The 17,612-nt window shown below is 51.4% G+C and carries 19 protein-coding genes, 1 tRNA gene and 1 riboswitch; of the genes, 3 read left to right on the top strand and 17 right to left on the bottom strand.

Annotated elements, in window-relative coordinates:
* Nucleotides 1-11 precede the first annotated feature (11 nt).
* Nucleotides 12-806 carry an RnfABCDGE type electron transport complex subunit B gene (locus ACQGQ5_RS12895; protein WP_455736897.1) on the top strand — a complete coding sequence of 265 codons (795 nt, stop codon included), beginning with the start codon at nucleotides 12-14 and terminating at the stop codon, nucleotides 804-806.
* A gap of 123 nt (nucleotides 807-929) precedes the next feature.
* Nucleotides 930-1,016 (top strand) — tRNA-Leu (locus ACQGQ5_RS12890).
* Nucleotides 1,017-1,388: 372 nt separating this feature from the next.
* Here the strand turns inward: ACQGQ5_RS12890 and ACQGQ5_RS12885 are convergent.
* From ACQGQ5_RS12885 to ACQGQ5_RS12810, 16 genes are all read right to left on the bottom strand, one after another.
* Nucleotides 1,389-1,805, bottom strand: coding sequence for an RNA polymerase sigma factor (locus tag ACQGQ5_RS12885; RefSeq protein WP_455736896.1), 417 nt, complete (start codon nucleotides 1,803-1,805; stop codon nucleotides 1,389-1,391).
* Nucleotides 1,806-2,348: 543 nt separating this feature from the next.
* Nucleotides 2,349-2,434: riboswitch (cyclic di-GMP riboswitch) on the bottom strand.
* A 121-nt stretch (nucleotides 2,435-2,555) separates the two neighbouring features.
* A complete protein-coding gene (locus tag ACQGQ5_RS12880) occupies nucleotides 2,556-2,744 on the bottom strand; it encodes a cysteine-rich KTR domain-containing protein (RefSeq protein WP_455736895.1) in 189 nt (62 codons plus the stop codon).
* Between the two features lie 23 nt (nucleotides 2,745-2,767).
* On the bottom strand, nucleotides 2,768-4,369 hold the full coding sequence (locus tag ACQGQ5_RS12875) for an ABC transporter permease (protein ID WP_455736894.1): 1,602 nt from the start codon (nucleotides 4,367-4,369) through the stop codon (nucleotides 2,768-2,770).
* Nucleotides 4,366-5,028: an ATP-binding cassette domain-containing protein gene (locus ACQGQ5_RS12870; RefSeq protein ID WP_455736893.1), complete on the bottom strand. Its 663-nt coding sequence runs from the start codon at nucleotides 5,026-5,028 to the stop codon at nucleotides 4,366-4,368. Before ACQGQ5_RS12870 ends, ACQGQ5_RS12875 begins: the two co-directional genes overlap by 4 nt.
* The gene (locus ACQGQ5_RS12865) at nucleotides 4,973-5,266 is read right to left on the bottom strand and encodes an ATP-binding cassette domain-containing protein (protein ID WP_455736892.1); all 294 of its coding nucleotides are present in this window, start codon (nucleotides 5,264-5,266) and stop codon (nucleotides 4,973-4,975) included. The genes ACQGQ5_RS12870 and ACQGQ5_RS12865 overlap by 56 nt, the downstream gene beginning before the upstream one ends.
* The gene (locus ACQGQ5_RS12860; protein WP_455736891.1) at nucleotides 5,263-5,907 is read right to left on the bottom strand and encodes a TetR/AcrR family transcriptional regulator; all 645 of its coding nucleotides are present in this window, start codon (nucleotides 5,905-5,907) and stop codon (nucleotides 5,263-5,265) included. The genes ACQGQ5_RS12865 and ACQGQ5_RS12860 overlap by 4 nt, the downstream gene beginning before the upstream one ends.
* Before the next feature lie 465 nt (nucleotides 5,908-6,372).
* A complete protein-coding gene (locus ACQGQ5_RS12855) occupies nucleotides 6,373-7,140 on the bottom strand; it encodes an ABC transporter permease (RefSeq protein ID WP_455736890.1) in 768 nt (255 codons plus the stop codon).
* Entirely contained in the window at nucleotides 7,141-7,902 is a 762-nt protein-coding gene (locus tag ACQGQ5_RS12850; RefSeq protein WP_455736889.1) for an ABC transporter ATP-binding protein, read from the bottom strand.
* Nucleotides 7,899-8,270, bottom strand: coding sequence for a DUF1048 domain-containing protein (locus ACQGQ5_RS12845; RefSeq protein WP_455736888.1), 372 nt, complete (start codon nucleotides 8,268-8,270; stop codon nucleotides 7,899-7,901). Before ACQGQ5_RS12845 ends, ACQGQ5_RS12850 begins: the two co-directional genes overlap by 4 nt.
* The gene (locus ACQGQ5_RS12840; RefSeq protein WP_455736939.1) at nucleotides 8,263-8,595 is read right to left on the bottom strand and encodes a PadR family transcriptional regulator; all 333 of its coding nucleotides are present in this window, start codon (nucleotides 8,593-8,595) and stop codon (nucleotides 8,263-8,265) included. The genes ACQGQ5_RS12845 and ACQGQ5_RS12840 overlap by 8 nt, the downstream gene beginning before the upstream one ends.
* Nucleotides 8,596-8,786: 191 nt before the next feature.
* Entirely contained in the window at nucleotides 8,787-9,713 is a 927-nt protein-coding gene (locus tag ACQGQ5_RS12835; protein ID WP_455736887.1) for a defense against restriction DarA-related protein, read from the bottom strand.
* Between the two features lie 202 nt (nucleotides 9,714-9,915).
* On the bottom strand, nucleotides 9,916-10,227 hold the full coding sequence (locus ACQGQ5_RS12830) for a cysteine-rich VLP domain-containing protein (protein WP_455736886.1): 312 nt from the start codon (nucleotides 10,225-10,227) through the stop codon (nucleotides 9,916-9,918).
* A 203-nt stretch (nucleotides 10,228-10,430) separates the two neighbouring features.
* Complete coding sequence (locus ACQGQ5_RS12825) at nucleotides 10,431-11,054, bottom strand: CD1107 family mobile element protein (protein WP_455736885.1); 624 nt, start codon at nucleotides 11,052-11,054, stop codon at nucleotides 10,431-10,433.
* Entirely contained in the window at nucleotides 11,051-11,329 is a 279-nt protein-coding gene (locus ACQGQ5_RS12820) for a DUF4315 family protein (RefSeq protein ID WP_455736884.1), read from the bottom strand. Before ACQGQ5_RS12820 ends, ACQGQ5_RS12825 begins: the two co-directional genes overlap by 4 nt.
* Before the next feature lie 12 nt (nucleotides 11,330-11,341).
* Nucleotides 11,342-13,393, bottom strand: a complete 2,052-nt coding sequence (locus ACQGQ5_RS12815; RefSeq protein WP_455736883.1) for a CD1108 family mobile element protein — start codon at nucleotides 13,391-13,393, stop codon at nucleotides 11,342-11,344.
* Nucleotides 13,374-16,097 (bottom strand): VirB4-like conjugal transfer ATPase, CD1110 family, encoded by a 2,724-nt coding sequence (locus ACQGQ5_RS12810; RefSeq protein ID WP_455736882.1) that lies wholly within the window; start codon nucleotides 16,095-16,097, stop codon nucleotides 13,374-13,376. The genes ACQGQ5_RS12815 and ACQGQ5_RS12810 overlap by 20 nt, the downstream gene beginning before the upstream one ends.
* Before the next feature lie 151 nt (nucleotides 16,098-16,248).
* Between ACQGQ5_RS12810 and ACQGQ5_RS12805 the strand changes: the two genes are divergently transcribed.
* Nucleotides 16,249-17,148, top strand: coding sequence for a DUF4238 domain-containing protein (locus tag ACQGQ5_RS12805; RefSeq protein ID WP_455736881.1), 900 nt, complete (start codon nucleotides 16,249-16,251; stop codon nucleotides 17,146-17,148).
* A gap of 37 nt (nucleotides 17,149-17,185) precedes the next feature.
* Here the strand turns inward: ACQGQ5_RS12805 and ACQGQ5_RS12800 are convergent, their stop codons facing one another.
* Nucleotides 17,186-17,581 carry a DUF7007 domain-containing protein gene (locus ACQGQ5_RS12800; RefSeq protein WP_455736880.1) on the bottom strand — a complete coding sequence of 132 codons (396 nt, stop codon included), beginning with the start codon at nucleotides 17,579-17,581 and terminating at the stop codon, nucleotides 17,186-17,188.
* Nucleotides 17,582-17,612: the final 31 nt, after the last annotated feature.

Below are 17,612 nucleotides of genomic sequence, written 5' to 3'. Positions count from 1 at the left end.
GAGATGCGGATATGAATGAAATATTGACTCCAGTCCTGATTGTGGCCGGGATCGGCCTTTTATCAGGCCTCATCCTTGCGATCGCGTCGATCGTCATGGCCGTGCCGAAAGATGAGAAAGCGGAGGCAATCCGCGACATGCTGCCGGGGGCCAACTGCGGCGCCTGCGGATATTCCGGCTGCGACGGCTACGCGACGGCGCTGTCCTCGGGCGAGGCGAAACCCGGACTCTGCACGGTAGGCGGTGCGGCGGCAGCCAAAGCCATTTCCGAATACCTTGGCTGCGACCCGGGCGACGTGGAAGCAAAGGTGGCTTTGGTTCACTGCCTTGGCAGCTATGACAATACGACCGATAAGGTGGAGTACGAAGGAATCGCGACCTGCGCGGGAGCGGCGATCGTCGCCGGCGGCGTGGCAAGCTGTCAGTACGGCTGCATGGGCCTGGGCGACTGTATGAACGCCTGCCAATACGGCGCGATCAGCGTTTGCAACGGCGTTGCCAAAATTGACCCGGTCAAGTGCAGAGGCTGTTCCATGTGTGTAAAAGCCTGCCCGAAACATCTGATTTCGTTTGTCCCCGCGACAAAGCAGGCGGTGGTCCGATGCAGCAACTGCGACAAAGGCGCCCTGACCAGCAAAGTCTGCAAGGTCGGCTGCATCGGTTGTATGAAATGTGAAAAGACCTGTCAGCACGGCGCCATCCACGTTGTAAATTCCCTTGCGGCCGTCGATCCTGCCAAATGTGTCGGCTGCGGCGACTGCGCCGGCGTTTGTCCAAGGCACTGCATTACCATGTTCGGAGTGTAAGCAATAGAATGAAAAACGGGGTGTAACCCGGCCAGCCGGGAAGCACCCCAATTTATTCGACTTTCATAAAGGTTTATATTGCTTTTTTTATGAGTTTATTATATAATATAACACGTTGTTCATGCCGGTGTGATGGAATTGGCAGACGTAGTGGACTCAAAATCCACCGGTAGCGATACCGTGCCGGTTCGAGTCCGGCCACCGGCACCAAAAAGCAGTTCGGCCCTTGTTGGGCCGGGCTGCTTTTTCGCGTTGATGGCTCCATTTCCCGAACCGCGGTGCAGGTTGGGAGAAACATCAGGAAATCAGATCCTTCCGGATAAATGCAGGGACTCGCGGAACGCGGGTTCAGCGTGCCAATACCCGAGTCCGGCCACCGGCACCATTGCATAATTGTCTGAAGCGTTCTGCAATCGCGTCTTTTATATTCATGGCCTCACCGTCATTTCAGTAGTTTCAAAATAAGCATAGCAATTAATGCGCAAAAGCGTATACGCACTTGCGTACAATATGTTTTTCTGCTAAACTGATTCTGAAAGAAAATGGCCCCGTCAAACGACGGGGCTGCCCGGTAAAATGCCGTTATTCGGTGAGGTCCTTTTGCAGTTGAATTAGAGCATGTTTGATGGAACGGCCGACCGTGCCGCGATTCACGCCTTCCAATTTGGCAATTTGCCGGTGCGTCAGGTTGTCCATATAATACAAAAACAGCCTTCGGCGCTGTGTTTCGGGAAGTTGATCGATAGCCGTATATAGCTGCCGGTAACTTTCCATCCTAATTGCGAGATCGGCGGCGTCTGCCTGTGGTGTGTTCATAGCCGCGTCGGTCAAACCGTCTATGAAGTCCATGTAATCAAGATGTCGCCTGTCTTGCCGCCTTTGGGAACGGATTTGCCGGTCGGATTGCTCCAACAGTTCTTTGACCGAGGTTGAAACCTCAACACAAATCCGGTTTCCATTGGCGGTTTTATATGTGATCGTTACAAGGGGCTTGTCCATTATGTTACCTCCGTTCATTTTGGTCGTGGGTTGACGGCTGATAAACGGAGACTGGCGGAGAACGGCAGCGGGGGCAAATATGCCGCGCAGGCCCGGCGCGGACTTCGGGCCAACTTGGCCCGAAGTGATGGGGCTTGTCCCGCAACACCGTAAAAAGGCACAAAAAAACACCTATGCAGGGAGGCCCCCGCAAGGGGTTGAATGGAAAATGAGCGCAGTATACACCCATGATTTTTGTGAATTTTGTGTTGCCGAGAGAAATTAGAACATCGGCTATTTCGTGCCGCTACTATAAGGTAGCGGCCCCTCGTGTGCGGAATGCATCGGCTTTGGATACATATGAACCCCTCCAGCTCAAAAGCCGTCGCTGCGTATAAATAAAAAAGGGGCGCAACTATTACGCCCACCGTTGCCCTGTTTTAAAAAAGGAAAACGGCGGCTTCAATCACATATCAAAATATAAATTTTTTCATCGGGTCAAGTTGGCCCGAGTAAGCTATAAGAACATAAAGAGGTCAAAACCGTCACAGGCTTTGACCTCTTTATTGCAACTCGGCGGTCATAGTTTAAAAACCGTAGACCCGTGGCTTTGCGCCCCTCGCCTTTCGACGAGTTTGCTAAATAATATTAAATTATTATATATTACTGATCAAACAAAGGCTTTTAATTCATTGTTATAGAATATCAGTAGTCATATAGCTTTTAAAGTAATCATAAAAAAGAGCCGGTAACTGTGAGTAACCTCACATGTTATCGGCTCTGCGTCTTAGCGTCTGGCTCTTTGATAACTGACATATTCAGTTGTTTTACATTGATTAAAGCTTCCTGTTTGCACTTGGGGCAAAATAACGGGAAGTTTTCAAGTACCGTATCATCGCGTATCTTGACCCGTGTTTTGTTGCCACAAATCGGACATAATATCCACTTATATTTACACACTGTACCATCCTTTATTCCGTAGTCTATACCTGTCCTATGCTCCTTTTTTTGAACCCCAACAGCCCTAATGCCTGTAATACAAAGGCAAGAAGAACTAACACTATTAGCGGCAATATTGGAAGCCTATCCACTGGAATCGTGTAATGGGCATAAGCATAGGGGACAAATTGCATCGCACTCCAGCTTACGATCTGGCCTTCCCACAAAAACTCAATAGCTGTAAACACTCCCCATATGAATAGACTAAAAATAGTAGCCATGCGTGGCAGGATGCCGTATAATAGAGCAGAAATTCCTACCATTGTCCACACCACGGGTATCTTCGTAAGGCACATTACAAAGATAGTCTGAAAACTCTGCCCAAAATTACTGCTTGTCGCTCCAAACACGATACCGGCTGAAAATCCAAGTGCGAGCATAATGCCGGTGACACATAGTATGGATACCAATAGATAACTGAACATCCACTTTATGCGGCTGACCGGCTTCGCCAGTATCATCTCGGCGTGGTAATCAAATTCCTCTTTTTGCAGGCGTAAAGTGCTCATCATCGCATAGACAGCTACGGCCATTGTCAGGATGTAGATAAATATACTGATAAACGCATTACGATTACCCACTTCCGCCATCCAATTCACACCGCCAAGACCGCCGAGCAAATCTCCGATTCCTTCTGTTTCTGATACACTTTGCGCCATACCGCCAACGGCTCCACCAATCAGCACCATTCCGACGAGTACGCCGATGGCAGAACTCTTTTGCAAACGCCACGCCAAAGCCAATGGACTGCTAAACCCAGCGGCGGCTTGATCTCTACCCGAACGTTCAGGAAGGACACCTTCGCCAAGATCACGCCGGGCAGACAATACATACGCACTTACCACTGGGATTGCAACGAGGATCACCATTAAAATAAGAGTCCAAACCCTGTCGGTATAAAAGGGCTGTGTCAGCCTGTGCCACGCCATTGGTGAGAGCAATGCCCAACCGGAATAAGCCCCCTGCCCATTATTGACGAGTAAGAAGAATATTTCCGCTCCGGCAAAAGCCAGCGCGAGCCCTCTTGCCTTATCGGTTCCTTTACTAAGTTGTGCCACCAATGCACCTATGCCCGCATGAACATAGCCTATCAGGGCGATTGTTGCTCCATATAAAAGAGAACTACCGGCTGCTTGCCCCAATGAAATAAAGTAAATAGCTACCAACAGGCCCGCCATCAAACTGCTGACACCTGTAATTGACAGCGCCGCGGTCAAAGAGGCATATCGGCCAGTTACATAAGCACGAAGCATTTCACTCCGCCCGGCCTCCTCCTCGCTGCGAGTGTGGCGAATTACCGTCAGCATCATGGCAATGCCTAAAATAATCGCAATCTGCCCCGTGGAGCGCCACACGACCACTCCAGCAATGTTGGACGACATCCCCGGCCCCAAAATGGATGAAATAAGCGAGTTGATAGTTAATTCCTTAATAAATAGTTGTATATCCTGATATGCCATCGCGCTTTTTGCAACGCTGATAGCCATCAACACGGGAAGCACTGTCCAAAGGAGCAGCAGCCAACGGTCACGCCGAAAGTAAAGTTTCGCCAAATTTTTAGTGCCTGTAAATGAGTGCCTTTTCATTGACGCTTTACCTCCTTCTTCGTGTCTGCGCTATAATGCCGCATAAACAATTCTTCCAATGTAGGCGGCTCCGCAGTAAGGGCTTTGATTCCAAACGGTACAAGAAATTTCATAACGGAATCCATTGCCTCGGCGTCTATCGCAAAATGCCATACTCCATCCTGCTGTGTGGCGTTGTGGATGCCCGCTATGCTTTGCAAATTGGTCGCAGGGGTAGATGTTTGAACAAGCATGCGAGTGAGGTGACGCATATCGGCCAGCTTGCCGGAATCTACGATAGCCCCTTGCTTGATGATGCCAACCTGATCGCACAACGTCTCAACTTCTGACAGTATATGGCTGGACAAGAAAACCGTCTTTCCGGCCTGTTTCATTTCTGACACACAGTCCTGAAATACCTGCTCCATCAAAGGATCAAGGCCGCTGGTGGGTTCATCCAACAACAACAATTCAGCGTTGCAGGAAAAAGCGGCCACCAGCGCGACTTTTTGCCGATTACCCTTAGAATAAGTGCGACATTTTTTCGTGGGGTCAAGCTGGAAACGCTCCAACAGGATCTTGCGTTTAGCCGTGTTAATACCGCCGTGAATCCGCCCTAACAGGTCAATAACTTCCGCCCCAGTGAGATTGGGCCACAGGGCAACGTCGGCCTGGTACATATACCAAACGGCGATGCAGTTCTACTGCATCGTGGTAGGGGTCGCCGCCGAATAGCGTCACTTCCCCAGAGCTTTTACGAAGTATCCCTAACAGTATCCGTATTGTTGTGGTTTTTCCCGCGCCATTTGGGCCGATAAACCCATATATGCTGCCTTGTTCAACCGATAAACTCAAATCCCTCAGTGCCTTTGTTGCGCCAAAATTCTTGTTGAGTGCGTTAATCTCAATAACATTCATTTTGCTTCCTCCTGTCGATAAAAACTTTTCTTAAAAAACTGGATATACCTCTCCAATTCGTTTAAATACCGTTCGTACTCGCTGTAATAATCCTCCACTGATTTTTCAGAATTAGCCTGACTCTGTGCATATCCTTCCATGGTGAAGAAGATGACGTGGATTGCCATGTTAACATCTATATCCTCACGAAATAAGGTGCGATCAATGTCATCACACAAGTCGGGGTAAACCTTGTCTGCAAGTCTGTTTTTCAATTCATTGACATCCTGTTTGACTTCTTCGCTGTCGGGGATCGATGCATTTTTAATGAAAGTAAAAATTTTTGGGTGTTTTTTCATTAAATCCATCTTAAGTAACGTGATTTGTCGCCAACGCTCCAAAACATCCCTTTGATTCAGGTTGACTAAATCATAGAATTCCGACAGCATAGCGTTGACTGCATACTCATATGTGGCTATGAATAGCTCTTTCTTTGATCCGAAGTAATGAAACAATAATCCTTTGGATACGCCTGCGGATTTTACGATAGCGTCTGTCGAGGCTTTTTCGTAACCATGTGAAAATTCGGCTATCGCTGCATTTAGGATATCTTCCCTTTTTGAATCTTCCGTATTGAAATTTGTATTTTTTCCTTTCGCCAATGTAAACCCTCCAATCTTGACCATATTAGTCAATATATTAGAAACAAGACTGACTATAAAAGTCAATATAATAATATCACCATTAACTTTTTTAGTCAACTACGTTTTGAAAATTTCTCAGCGGATGGAGCAGGTGTACTTTTTTTGTGCGTTTTCAAGGATTTCGCTAAACGGCAAGCAGGGCAACTGTGGCCACAGTTGCATATTTTTTGTAATTTGCCCTGCGGTCAAACCACAAAAAATTGCTTGTTGGGGCCAGCCCCAAACCCCTGCCACTTCGGGCCAACTTGGCCCGAAGTCGTGGCGCTTCGCTTCTTTGTTGCGTCATGTCGCTATCGCTCCATTCCTTATTTTCGTTACGTTGAGAAGTAGGATTTGAATTGCTTCAAATCCAATTCTAAAAAACAAGTGGCAATGGCTTTGATACAAAAGCCATTGCCACAGGATTTATGTACAAATGGTTCATTATGCCCTGAGTTTATAAGCCCGCATTGCGAACAGATACGCAACAACTGTGATCCCCAAGCACCATGCGAGTGCGACCCAAATGTCATTACCTACAGGCTGCCCCGCCAACAGGGAGCGTATCGCATCGACGATGGAGGTGACCGGCTGGTTTTCGGCAAAAGCGCGGACAACTGACGGCATCGAATCGGTGGGTACAAATGCCGAGCTGATAAACGGTAAGAAAATAAGCGGGTAGGAAAAGGCGCTTGCGCCGTCCACCGATTTTGCGGACAGTCCGGCAATCGCCGCGATCCAGGTCAGGGCCAGCGTAAACAGCGCGAGTATCCCGAATACGGCAAGCCATGACAATACCCCCGCCGACGAACGGAAGCCCATAATGAGAGCCACGAGAATGATGACGGCAATCGAAATCGCATTGGATATCAGCGAGGTCAGCACATGCCCCCACAGCGCAGCCGAACGCGCAATCGGCATGGAGTGGAACCGTTCGAAGATGCCCCGCTGCATATCCATAAACAAACGGTAAGCCGTATAGGATATGCCACTTGCAATCGCAATCAGCAATATGCCGGGTAGCAGGTAATTCACATAGTTGTCCGTGCCGGCTTGAATGGCGCCGCCGAACACATATACAAACAGCAGCATAAACGCGATCGGCATGATGCAGACCGTGATGATGGTATCCATGCTGCGGAAAATATGGCGCATGGAACGTCCAAGCATAACGCTCATATCGCTGAAAATGTGTTTCTTTACGGTTTCCATTTACTTTTCCTCCTTCTTACCGATGATGGCAAGGAATATTTCCTCCAACGTCGGCTGTTTTTCTATATATTCCACCTTTGCGGGCGGGAACAGCTTTTTCAGTTCCGCGAGAGTGCCGTTGGCGATAATCCTGCCCTCATGCAGAATGGCGATCCGGTCGGAAAGCTGTTCCGCCTCTTCCAAATACTGCGTGGTCAGGAACACGGTTGTACCGCCTCCGGCAAGCTCCTTGATGGTTTTCCAAACCTCAAGCCGTCCCTCCGGGTCAAGCCCGGTCGTTGGCTCGTCGAGGAATATGACGGAGGGCGTTCCCACAAGGCTCATGGCGATGTCGAGCCTGCGGCGCATACCACCCGAATAGGTGGAAACTCTGCGGTCGGCGGCCTCAATCAAGCCAAAGCGTTTCAGCAGATCATCAGCAACCTGACGCGAATTGGCAAGGTGCCGCAACTTGGCGATCATAATAAGATTTTCCCGCCCTGTCAATATCTCGTCTAAGGCGGCAAACTGCCCGGTCAGACTGATGGACTGCCGCACATAGTCAGGCTTTGATGTGATGTCGAAGCCGTTGACAGTCGCGTTCCCGCCATCCGGTTTAAGCAGCGTGGTGAGGATTCTGACAATCGTCGTCTTGCCTGCGCCGTTAGAGCCGAGCAAGGCGAAAATACTGCCTTGTTCCACCTCAAAATCCACGCCCTTTAGAACATGAAGTTTCTTGTAGGACTTTTGCAGCCCTTTTACTTGAATGGCGAAGTCTTTCATTTAGAATCCTTATCCTTTCCGAGTTTTTTCAGTATGTCACGGTTGAGCGCCTCACGCCAATCTTCCGTGTATGTTCTGGCGCTGCGTAGAAGCTCGTCGCAGAATGAGGCCACATCCTCGCCGGTAATCTCCAAAACATGCTTGCCGTCCGCTGCGCCAGCTTCGAACAGTTCTATCAGGTCATAATGGATTTTCATCATGTCATAGCCGGAACCCCCTGCGAACTTCCACATGTGGCTCTGAATTTTCTTAAATACGTATTGATAGTCTTTCGGCAGAGCCTCCACCCTTGCCATCTGTTGTTTATACTCGCGCTTGCTCTCAATCATTTTTTTGATATTGAAATAGTTATCGAAAAACTCAGACATTCGATTGTTCCTCCTTTAATTGGTTGATTTTTGACGCGATAAATTCCCATTTTCCCCAAAACTTCCGCAATTCCTCACGCCCTGCGTCATTGAGCACGAAAAACTTCCGCGGTGGCCCCATGTCGGAGGACTTCTTGGTGATTTCCACCAGCTTGCTTTTTTCAAGCCGGAGCAGGATAGTATACACCGTTCCATCCACAACATCTGTGAATCCGAGGGCGTTCAGCCGCCGCGTAATTTCGTAGCCGTAGGTTTCTTTGCGGCTTATTATTTCAAGGACGCAGCCCTCAAGCACGCCTTTGAGCATTTCCGTTAGGTTTTCCAGCATAATTCCTCCCCTCATTATTCTGCATGACTGATATGCAGTATTGCTTACTACCACTATATAGTATCACGCAATAGATGGCCTGTCAATAGCGTTTTCTCTGATAATAAATTTCATCTTGACACAAACAGAGTCACCATCACTTCGGGCCAAGTTGGCCCGAAGTCGGGGCGCTTTGCTTCTTTGTTGTGTCATGTCGCTATCGCTTCCCGGCTCCGTTTGCGCCGGGGCGGTTCCTCCACCCTGTCCAGCGGCTTTTCTTCCGGCACGGGGACGGACGGGGGAACCGGCAAGGCTATGTTGTTGGGAATACCGTCGATCATGTCGTAATTCTGTTCGGTGGAAAGCTCCATGTTTTTCAGGTAGTTGTCTTTCTCATCCATAAAAACCCTCTGTTCGGCTATGGGCATCTTCTCGGCCCTTTTCTGTTCGGCGCGGGCCTTGCTTTCCATGACTTTTTCATAGCGCCCGGTAAGTTCCTCGTCGGTGACAAACTCGTTTTTCACGAACATCCCGAAGTCGGAATACCACCAAGTCAGCCGCCTCACATCGGGAATATGCTTCGCCTGTTCCCATTTGCCGACAACCTGTGCCTGTTGTTCCAACTGTTCCGTGAGAAGCCGGAACTGATCGGGATTATCGGGTGCGGCCCGAAGCTCGTAATCGTATATCTGTGTTTCTGTCAGGGGAGCGTGATACAGGAGATATCCCCACGCCTGAAACCGCCCATTTTCCACGCTCTCGCGCTGATCGAAATTGACGATTTCAGCGGGGCCGTTCTCTGTCTTGGGAAACATGCCGATGTCCACGGTCCGCTGCGTGGAATAATATTTGTAGACTTCCGGCTCGGGACGCGCCGCTTTTTCGGCGACGCCGTAGTCCTTTTGGTATTCTGCTGCGCGAGCCTCAAAGTCCTTTGTCGCAGAATCGGCGTTTTGGGTATAGTGGCCCCAATAATAATCGCGCCTGCCGCCCTCATTTTCGGTAAACTGCCATGTGACAAAGGGCTGCGGGGCGTTCGGATTTTCGGCGAGGGCAAAGCCCCGGTCGTTCTCAAAGACGATTGACTGTCTGATCGCATAGCCATGCACTTTTTCATCTGATGGAATGTCGCTCATTTTTTGCCTCCATTTCACATAAGAAAATGTCACGCTATTGCCCGCGATTTCAGGGGGATAAGAGATTTATACCACTTCCCCCGAAACCGGGGCCGGGAAGCCGCATAAACACAGGCTTTTTCCGGCTAACTTCGTGACACTTTGTCTCCGTTGTTTTGCCTGTGCCGACGCTGGCGGCGTCGGTCTGCTTCGCGTTTTCCCTTCATACGGCAAGCATCCGAACAATACGCCTGATTTGTGACCGGGATATACGCCGTCCCACAGACGGAGCAAATCTTTTGGGGGCTGTACCGACGCTGTCCGTTAGCTTGGCCTCCAAAGCAGAATCCAACGGGAGCACCGTGTTCTGAAAATACCGGCAGTACGCGCCCGTCCAACATTTGCCGAGCATGTAGCAGGGGCATTCCAGCGGCAGACAGCCGTATTCCGGGTCGTAGTTGGCGCACATGCCTGTCGCCAGCCTGCGGATACCCGCGCGCTCGTCGCGGGTCAGTTCGCGGGAAACAGTCTCCATAGAATTTCACTTCGGGCCAAGTTGGCCCGAAGTCGCCTCCCTCCGCGCAAGAAGTAATTTCCGGTAACAGATGCCGACACAGGGCGCGCCTGTCCAATACTCGCAGTTCCGACAGGGGGAACCCCTCGGCGGCTTACGAACAGTTCCCCGGCCTTGCCGGGGAACTTCCTTCATCATCCGTTCAAACGGGCTGTCGGTGAAGTTCATGCTTCACCGCCCCCGCCGCTTTCGCTGTCGCCGTCCCCGTTTTCGCCCTCGGGCAGTTCGTCGGATTCCAAATTATCCGCGTCGTCGGAGCCGTTTTCGTCGGCGTAATCGAAATCGTCCTCGCTTTCGGCCTTTTGGTGCTTCGGGCGGTAAATCTTGAAATAGTACCCGGCACCGCCGCCGATCACCACGACCGCCAGCACAAGCACGAGCATCCCCATATTGTTGCTCTGCGGCGCGGAGGAAGATTTTGCGGAGGTTTCCGTCACGGCGTTGAGGAAATACACGTTGTCGCCGTTCCGCTGCCGGTCAATAACGAGGTAGAACACGTTTTTGTCCGGGGTCGTGATCGTGTAAAATTCCTTGCCGTCCTCGTCGGTGGCGGTGTTGACCACCGTGCCGGTTCCGGCAGGCGTAAAGACGGTGGACGCGCTGGAAGTGCCGGACGTTAAAGACGAATCCGTCGATGCGGCGGAAGAACCGGAAGCCGCCGACGAGCTTGACAATGACGTGGAGCCTGCCGGTTCATTCGTTACCGATGCTGCGTAGGCCACAGTGGTAAAAGAGCACATTAGAGCGGGGGCGGCGCCGAGCGCCGCCAGCTTATGAAATTTTTTCATTCCTTGGGTTCCTCCTTTTCAGAATCCGCTTTGTTTGCAGACTTCGGGCCAAGTTGGCCCGAAGTGAAAGGCGCTCCGTTTTGGTCACGGAGCGCCTTTAAAACAGCCGGGAGATCGTCAAGCGGAACGTCCATGCCACGCACGGCCTCCACGATTTCAATGTTTTCAAGCTCGGTTTTCTGCTTTTCCAGTTCCCGCAGCCGGGCCTGAAATTCGTTGATTTTTTCTTTGGTCTTGTCAATGTCTTTGCAGACGCGCTCGATTTTCGCGTTCATAAAATCCTCCTTTCATGATAAACGCCCGAAAGCGTAAAAATGGGATTGCCAGTAGCTTGTCGTAATGTCCGAGTATCCGATGGGGTCGCCCGCCGCGATCATCATGCCGTCCCCGACATAGATGCCCACATGGGATATGCCGGGAGTGTCGTAGGTTCCGACGAAAAACACAAGGTCGCCGGGCTTCGCACTGGAAGCAGGAATTGGGGTGCAGACGTTGTAAAGGCCCTGTGCCGAAAGTCGTCCCACGTTCCAGCCGCTATGATTGAGTACCCAACTGACATAGCCGGAGCAATCAAACGAGGTTTCCGGGCTGGAACCGCCCCATACATACGGGTAGCCGAGATACTTTTTCGCCTCCGTTATCATGGCAGCGAAGGTTTCGTCCGACATGTATTCTGCGGGTATGTCATAATCTGTGTACGATTTAAGAGTGGAAGCGTTCGGGTACTGCGATTGCGGGAACAGGTCGGGCCGGTTGCCGAGCGTTTTCATGTAGAGGGCATACCGGGAAAGCTGATCCTCCGTCGTAATGTCAACGGGAATATGGGACAAATCCTCGTTGTGCAGGGTCACGGTGCAGATGGTATAGTTGTATGGAACCTGACGGGTTACGGTTTCGGTAGTCCCGTCAGGGTTCGTCACCGTATCAATTTCTGTCCGGTAACGTACTTCCGTTTGAACCGGCTGTGTAAGCTGATACTGTTTCGCAAACAAGGTGGAAAGCGTGTCCTGTACTCCGTCCACCGTCCACACCCCGTCGTTCAGGGCGCTTAAAATGGAGATCAGCACATACGGGTCATGCTCAACTGTGTCGAGATCGTAACGGTACTCGTCATAGCCGGGATGGAGCGTCGCATAATTTTGGGCTTCGTTTTGGAGCTTGGTTTCCATTCCGGAATACGCTGCCTCTGCCGCCAGCATGTCCGAATCTGCGGACGGGTAGGTTCCCGCGCCCATGGCCCCGATCAGGCCGTTGCCGATGGAAACCATCGAGGCCATGCAGGATTGCAGGCTTACGATTAGGAGAAAAGCAATCAGCGCAATCACAAGCCCCGCCGGGTGACGTTTGATGAAAGCAGCGGCAGCGCGAGTGAGTTTGCCCGTTGCGGTCGCCGCTTTTCCCGCCGCCCGCGCGCCCTGCTTCGCGGCCTCCCGTGCCTGTTTCTGATACTGTTTTTTGATACGCTGCTTCTGAAAGTAGCGGGAAAGCGCGTTATCCTTTAGTTCTGGGTGCTCCCGCGCCATCCTGCGGTATTCAAAATCCGCTTTTGCCCGGATGTCCCGCCTTTCCCATTTGTCAACGCGCCGGGCCGGACTGGTGTGGATACGGTGCTTTACAAAGCGCATCCCGCCCCGGAGGGCTTTTTCCCCGGCAAGCTCCGTTTTGTGCGCGGCCTCCACGCCCACATTTTCCTGTTCCACCTCATGGATTTTCTGATGGGCGTAATACCACGCGCCAGCCACCGCCTTTTTCACGTTTGCTTTTGCCGAATTGGGCTTGGCGGACGGTTTCTGCGCAGCCGCTTTTTCGTGGGCGGCGTCCAACTTCGCGCCGGTCTTTTCAGCCCGGAACTTGGATTTTTCAAACCGCCGGTCATTCCGCGCCGCCTTTTTGTCGGCGGGGCCTCCGTCCTCGCCGGGCCGCGTTTTTTCCTCTTGCCGTAATCGATCGGAGAATCGGGCCTGTTCGCTGTGCGGGCGGTATTTGCTCTGGCCCGAAGTGCTGGAACTATCCCGCGCGGAGGCCGGAGCATCCAGTTTCTCGGGAATCGACGGGCCATTGGTAACAGAGAATCGCTGTTTGGGTTTTGCGGCGGACGCAATGCCCGGCATACCGGAATCGCCCCGTTCAGGCGGCGAAGCATTCGACGCGGCGGGAACCGGCGGGCCATTGGCGGCAGAAAACCGCCGTTTCGACTTCGGGCCAAGTTGGCCCGAAGTGATCGAACCCTCCCGCACAGACGGCGGCGCGTCCTGCACACCGGGATTGTCCTCGATATGAAAACGGCGGTCCGTGTCGTTCTCCGGCCCGTCGTTTTCCTCATTTCTGTTTTGCTTCATTGGCTAAGTCCTCCGGGCGGGTGGTGAGCAGGCGATAAATTTCGGTATCTTTCGGGAAGCGGTCTACAAAGGGTATGGTGGTGTTCCCGTAAAACAACAGGCCCTCGCCGGGATTGCTGTGGGTAATGTAGCTTAATTGATGGGGTGAAATATTGAGCTGCTTAGCTAAAATCTGACGGTCGCCCTGCGCCTGTGAAAGCAGAATCATGAAGTCGGTGTTTTCAAGGATATTCTCGATTTCCCGGCTTGCCATAAGGTCTTTCACGTTTTGCGTTAACACGCTCGGCACACAGCCCTTTTTCCGCAACATCTTCCAGACTGTCACAAAATAGCTGGCGGTCAACGCATCCCGGAGCAGAATATGGAACTCGTCGAAGTAGCACCATGTCGCCATGCCGTGCTGAAAATTGGCGTTGACCGCCGAAGTGACAAGCTCGTTCGTGATGTGCATGGCGATTTTACGCAGATTTTCTCCCAGGCCTTTGAGCACGATGCAGACAATCCGGCCGTTCAGGCTGATGTTGGTCGTGTGGTTGAACAGGTTGAGGGAGCCGGTGCAATAAAGCTCCAGCGCCGTCGCAATGCGTTTCGCCTCCGGTTCCGGCTGTTCGCATAACAATTGATAGAGGTCTTGCAGGACGGGCATTTCTTTTGTGTCGATGCCGAGGGCGACATTCCGGTAAACAAGACGGACGCAGCGGTCGATCACGGTTTTTTCGATAGGCTGCAAGCCGTCCCTGCCGCCGACAATCAGTTCGCAGAGGGACAACAAAAAGTCCGCTTTCAGCGAAAGCGGGCTTTCCTCGTCGGCCATGCTCATTTGAATGTCCATCGGGTTGATGTGGTGAGAGCTGTCCGGCGCTATGTCGATCACCTGACCGCCGAGTCGCCGTACCAGCGGCGCATACTCGCCCATCGGGTCTACGACAATGATTCTATCCCTTGTGGCGAGAAATACGTTGATTAGCTCCCGTTTGGCGGCAAAACTCTTGCCGCTGCCCGTGGAGCCGAGATACAGACCGTTGGCCGATTTGAGCTTTTTCCGGTCAGCCATAATGACGTTGTGGGAAAGGGCATTCTGCCCGTAATAGATGGCCGGGCCTCCCATCCGAAGCTCCCGCGTCATGAAGGGAACGAAAATCGCCGTTGATGATGTTGTCATGCCGCGCTTAATCTCAATGGAGTTGCCGCCGAGAATCAGGCTCGACATGTACCCGGCCTCTTGTTGAAAATCCAACCGTTTGAGCGCGCAGTTGTATTTCTGCACGATGCCCGCCACAGTAAAAATCTCGTTTTCCAACTGCTGGCGGGCGGGGGCCGTGTTCAGAATCAGGAAGGTCAGGAGAAACATGCGCTCATTGCGGCTTTGCAGATCGGAGAGCAGCGCCATCGCGTCCTTGCTGAAGGTGACGAGGTCGGGCGGCAGGATGTCCATGTCGTAACCGGCGCGCACGGCTTTTTTCTGTTCCTCCACCTTCATTTTGTCGATGTCGCTGATTTTTCCCTTGATCGCTTTGATGGCTTTGGTCTGGTCAACCGTCTGAATATGCAGGGTCACGGTCATTTCGGCGTCCATTTCCAGAAGCTCCGCAAGGAGCTTGTCGGAAAGCTCGGAGGCCAAAATCTGCATGTACGAAACCGCGCCCCATGTCGCACCGCCGACACGGAAAGCGCGGCTCTGTCTAAAATCAAAGGACGTGGGGGCGATGAAGTCTTTCGTCCCCATGCCCGTTTTTGGAATGTCGCTCCATGAGAAAACGAACGATTCCCGGCTGTTCGGGTGGAGCTGCCCATGCAGCACTTCCAGCCGTTCCCGCCCATTAAGGGGTCGGGACTGAACGCCGAGCTTTTTGAAATTGCTCATGAGGTCGGCCTCCACACGTTCCAGTCGGGGCCGGGCCGCGCCGATGCCGTCCGCATCAATGCCAAACGTGATATACTTGGAGCGGACAATCCCGTTGTTGCTTTTGGCAATCTGCCCGGTGAGCATTTCCACATACTCGCCTCGGATGGCATCGTACTCGTCATGCTGCGGCGGTATATTGACGCTATATCGGTTTTCAGCGCGGGAACGGTGGTTGAGAAAGGAAAGCTGGAACGGCAGGGCGCTGTCAAAATAGTTGAGAAATGAACAGTAACCATCGAAGATAGCCGCCTGATCGTCTGCCGAAGCAACCGAATAGTTGATGTCCTCATATTCGACGGTCTTGGTGTAGAAGCCCTCCCGCACCTTGCAGATTCCGTCCCGGAGCATTTCCACATACGGGATGGTCTGCTGTGCCGACTGTGGGCCGCGTCCCTTTTTCTTATTGCTTTTTACGAGCACCGGCGGGTGCCTTTTTACTTGCTTTTCTTGCTTCAAGCCTTTTTCCTCCTTCCCTGCGCCGACGAACGGCGCGTAGAAATTTTCCGTCCGGTACGGCCTCGTCCGGGGCCAGAGGAAAGACGCGCGGACGATGTTCCGCAACACCTTTTCAAAGGGAAGCCCGTCGCGCTCGTACATGGCGAGCAGGAAGCACGGGAGCATCAGGCCGATCATCAGGAACATGGCTCCCGTGTTGCCGATAGCCTTACGGGTCAGAAGATAGGTCGGGATGCCGACGACCGCTGCGATACCGAAACAGATAAGCTGGCGTTTCGTGAGATTGAACGCCATTTTGGTTTTGATTCTGGATAAGTCGGTGGGTACGTTTACATAAGCCATAGGGGGAAAAGTCTCCTTCCCACTTCGGGCCAAGTTGTCCCGAAGTTAATTATGGTTGATGGGTTTTACTGGATGTAGTAGAATAAAGATAAAAATGCTATTCTAGTGACAAACTGCTTTCGTCTTAATTGATATTTGGGAGGTGAAAATATTGCCAAGTTTACCAAAACACCATTTTGTACCGTGGTCATATCTTCGCTTTTTTGCTATTGATCCCCAAGCGCCTCGTAAAACGAGCACAATACATATGTGGGATAAAATATCTAATATCGAGTGTATTCAAAAAACGGAAAGCGTACAGTGCTACATCAGAGGTCAAAACACGATTGACGGATTACTTGACCCCGAGTTCTATGAGAAACGTTACGCTGAGGTTGATTCTGCTTTGGGTGAAGTTATAAGATTGTTACTTCAAACACTTCGCCAAGCTCCCCCGAATTCGGCTTTCAATCCAAAAAATAAAGATATGCTTGCACAGCACATTATGCTTTTATTCAAACGACAGCCAACAGTTCTTAGGGACGCTTTGACAAAAACCGAGAACGCAATTGATACCGTAAAAGAAATGATGCGCGCAGAATATAAAGGAATCTTACCAACTCCGAAGATTGAGCGCTTGCTTGCTTCCAAAAGCACAAAAGAATATACCCTTGAACTAAGTATGGAACTTGTAGGAAATGGCGCTGAAGCTCTACGAAATAAAGTTTGGATTTATTGCCGCAATGAAACAGACATTCCTTTTGTAACCAGTGACTATCCATTATGTCCACAATTTATCCCTAGTTATAATGAGAAGGGAATGGCTGACCCCGGGTGCGTATTCTTCTTTCCTGTAGCACCAGATGCGTTAATCTATATGATTGACCCTGTTCATTTTCTTCCCAATCAGAAAGAGTATTTCGATAATGCAATCGAGCCGATCCATAATCGAAGTTTTGTGCTAATGGCCAATCATCTTCAACACAGCACCTGTACCCGGCAGATTTACTCCAACCAAACACTTACTCCCAAAATCTACGCACACCCTGACAAGATAGAAAACGGTATGTGATTTCTTTCAAGGCAAGCCAATTAACTTAGCCAAAAGTTCAGCGCTCGGCGCTGTGTACCGGGACTGTCTGCCGGACCGGGGCTTTTTCAAGCCCGACTTGCCGCGCCCTCCAGTAGTCCGGGTTGTACTCTCGGATGGACTTGTTGATGTTTTCCTCGAACGCCGCCTTATCCCGGATACGGTCGGGGATGCTCCACAGCTTTTTGTCCAAAAGCTCCCGGAGCACAATGCTTTCCTGACAATCTTCCTCAAAGCAGAGATAACCACCCTGCTTGAAACCGCACTTCCGCGCGGCGGAGGAAAGCATCGCTGAAACTTCTTTGGAAACCAACGTCCCGCCGTGGCTGGCGGTGCTGACGAGAAAGACGCCGGGGCAGAGCGCGTCGCAGGTTTGAACCTTTCCCCACGGGGAATTTTCAGGGTTATTGAACATCTGAATCTCCTTTCCGGCACTTCGGGCCAAG

The sequence above is a fragment of the Caproiciproducens sp. genome (genome assembly GCF_053840905.1).
The sequence above is the reverse complement of the archived record's forward strand: the minus strand, read 5'-3'. Positions and strand labels throughout refer to the sequence as shown.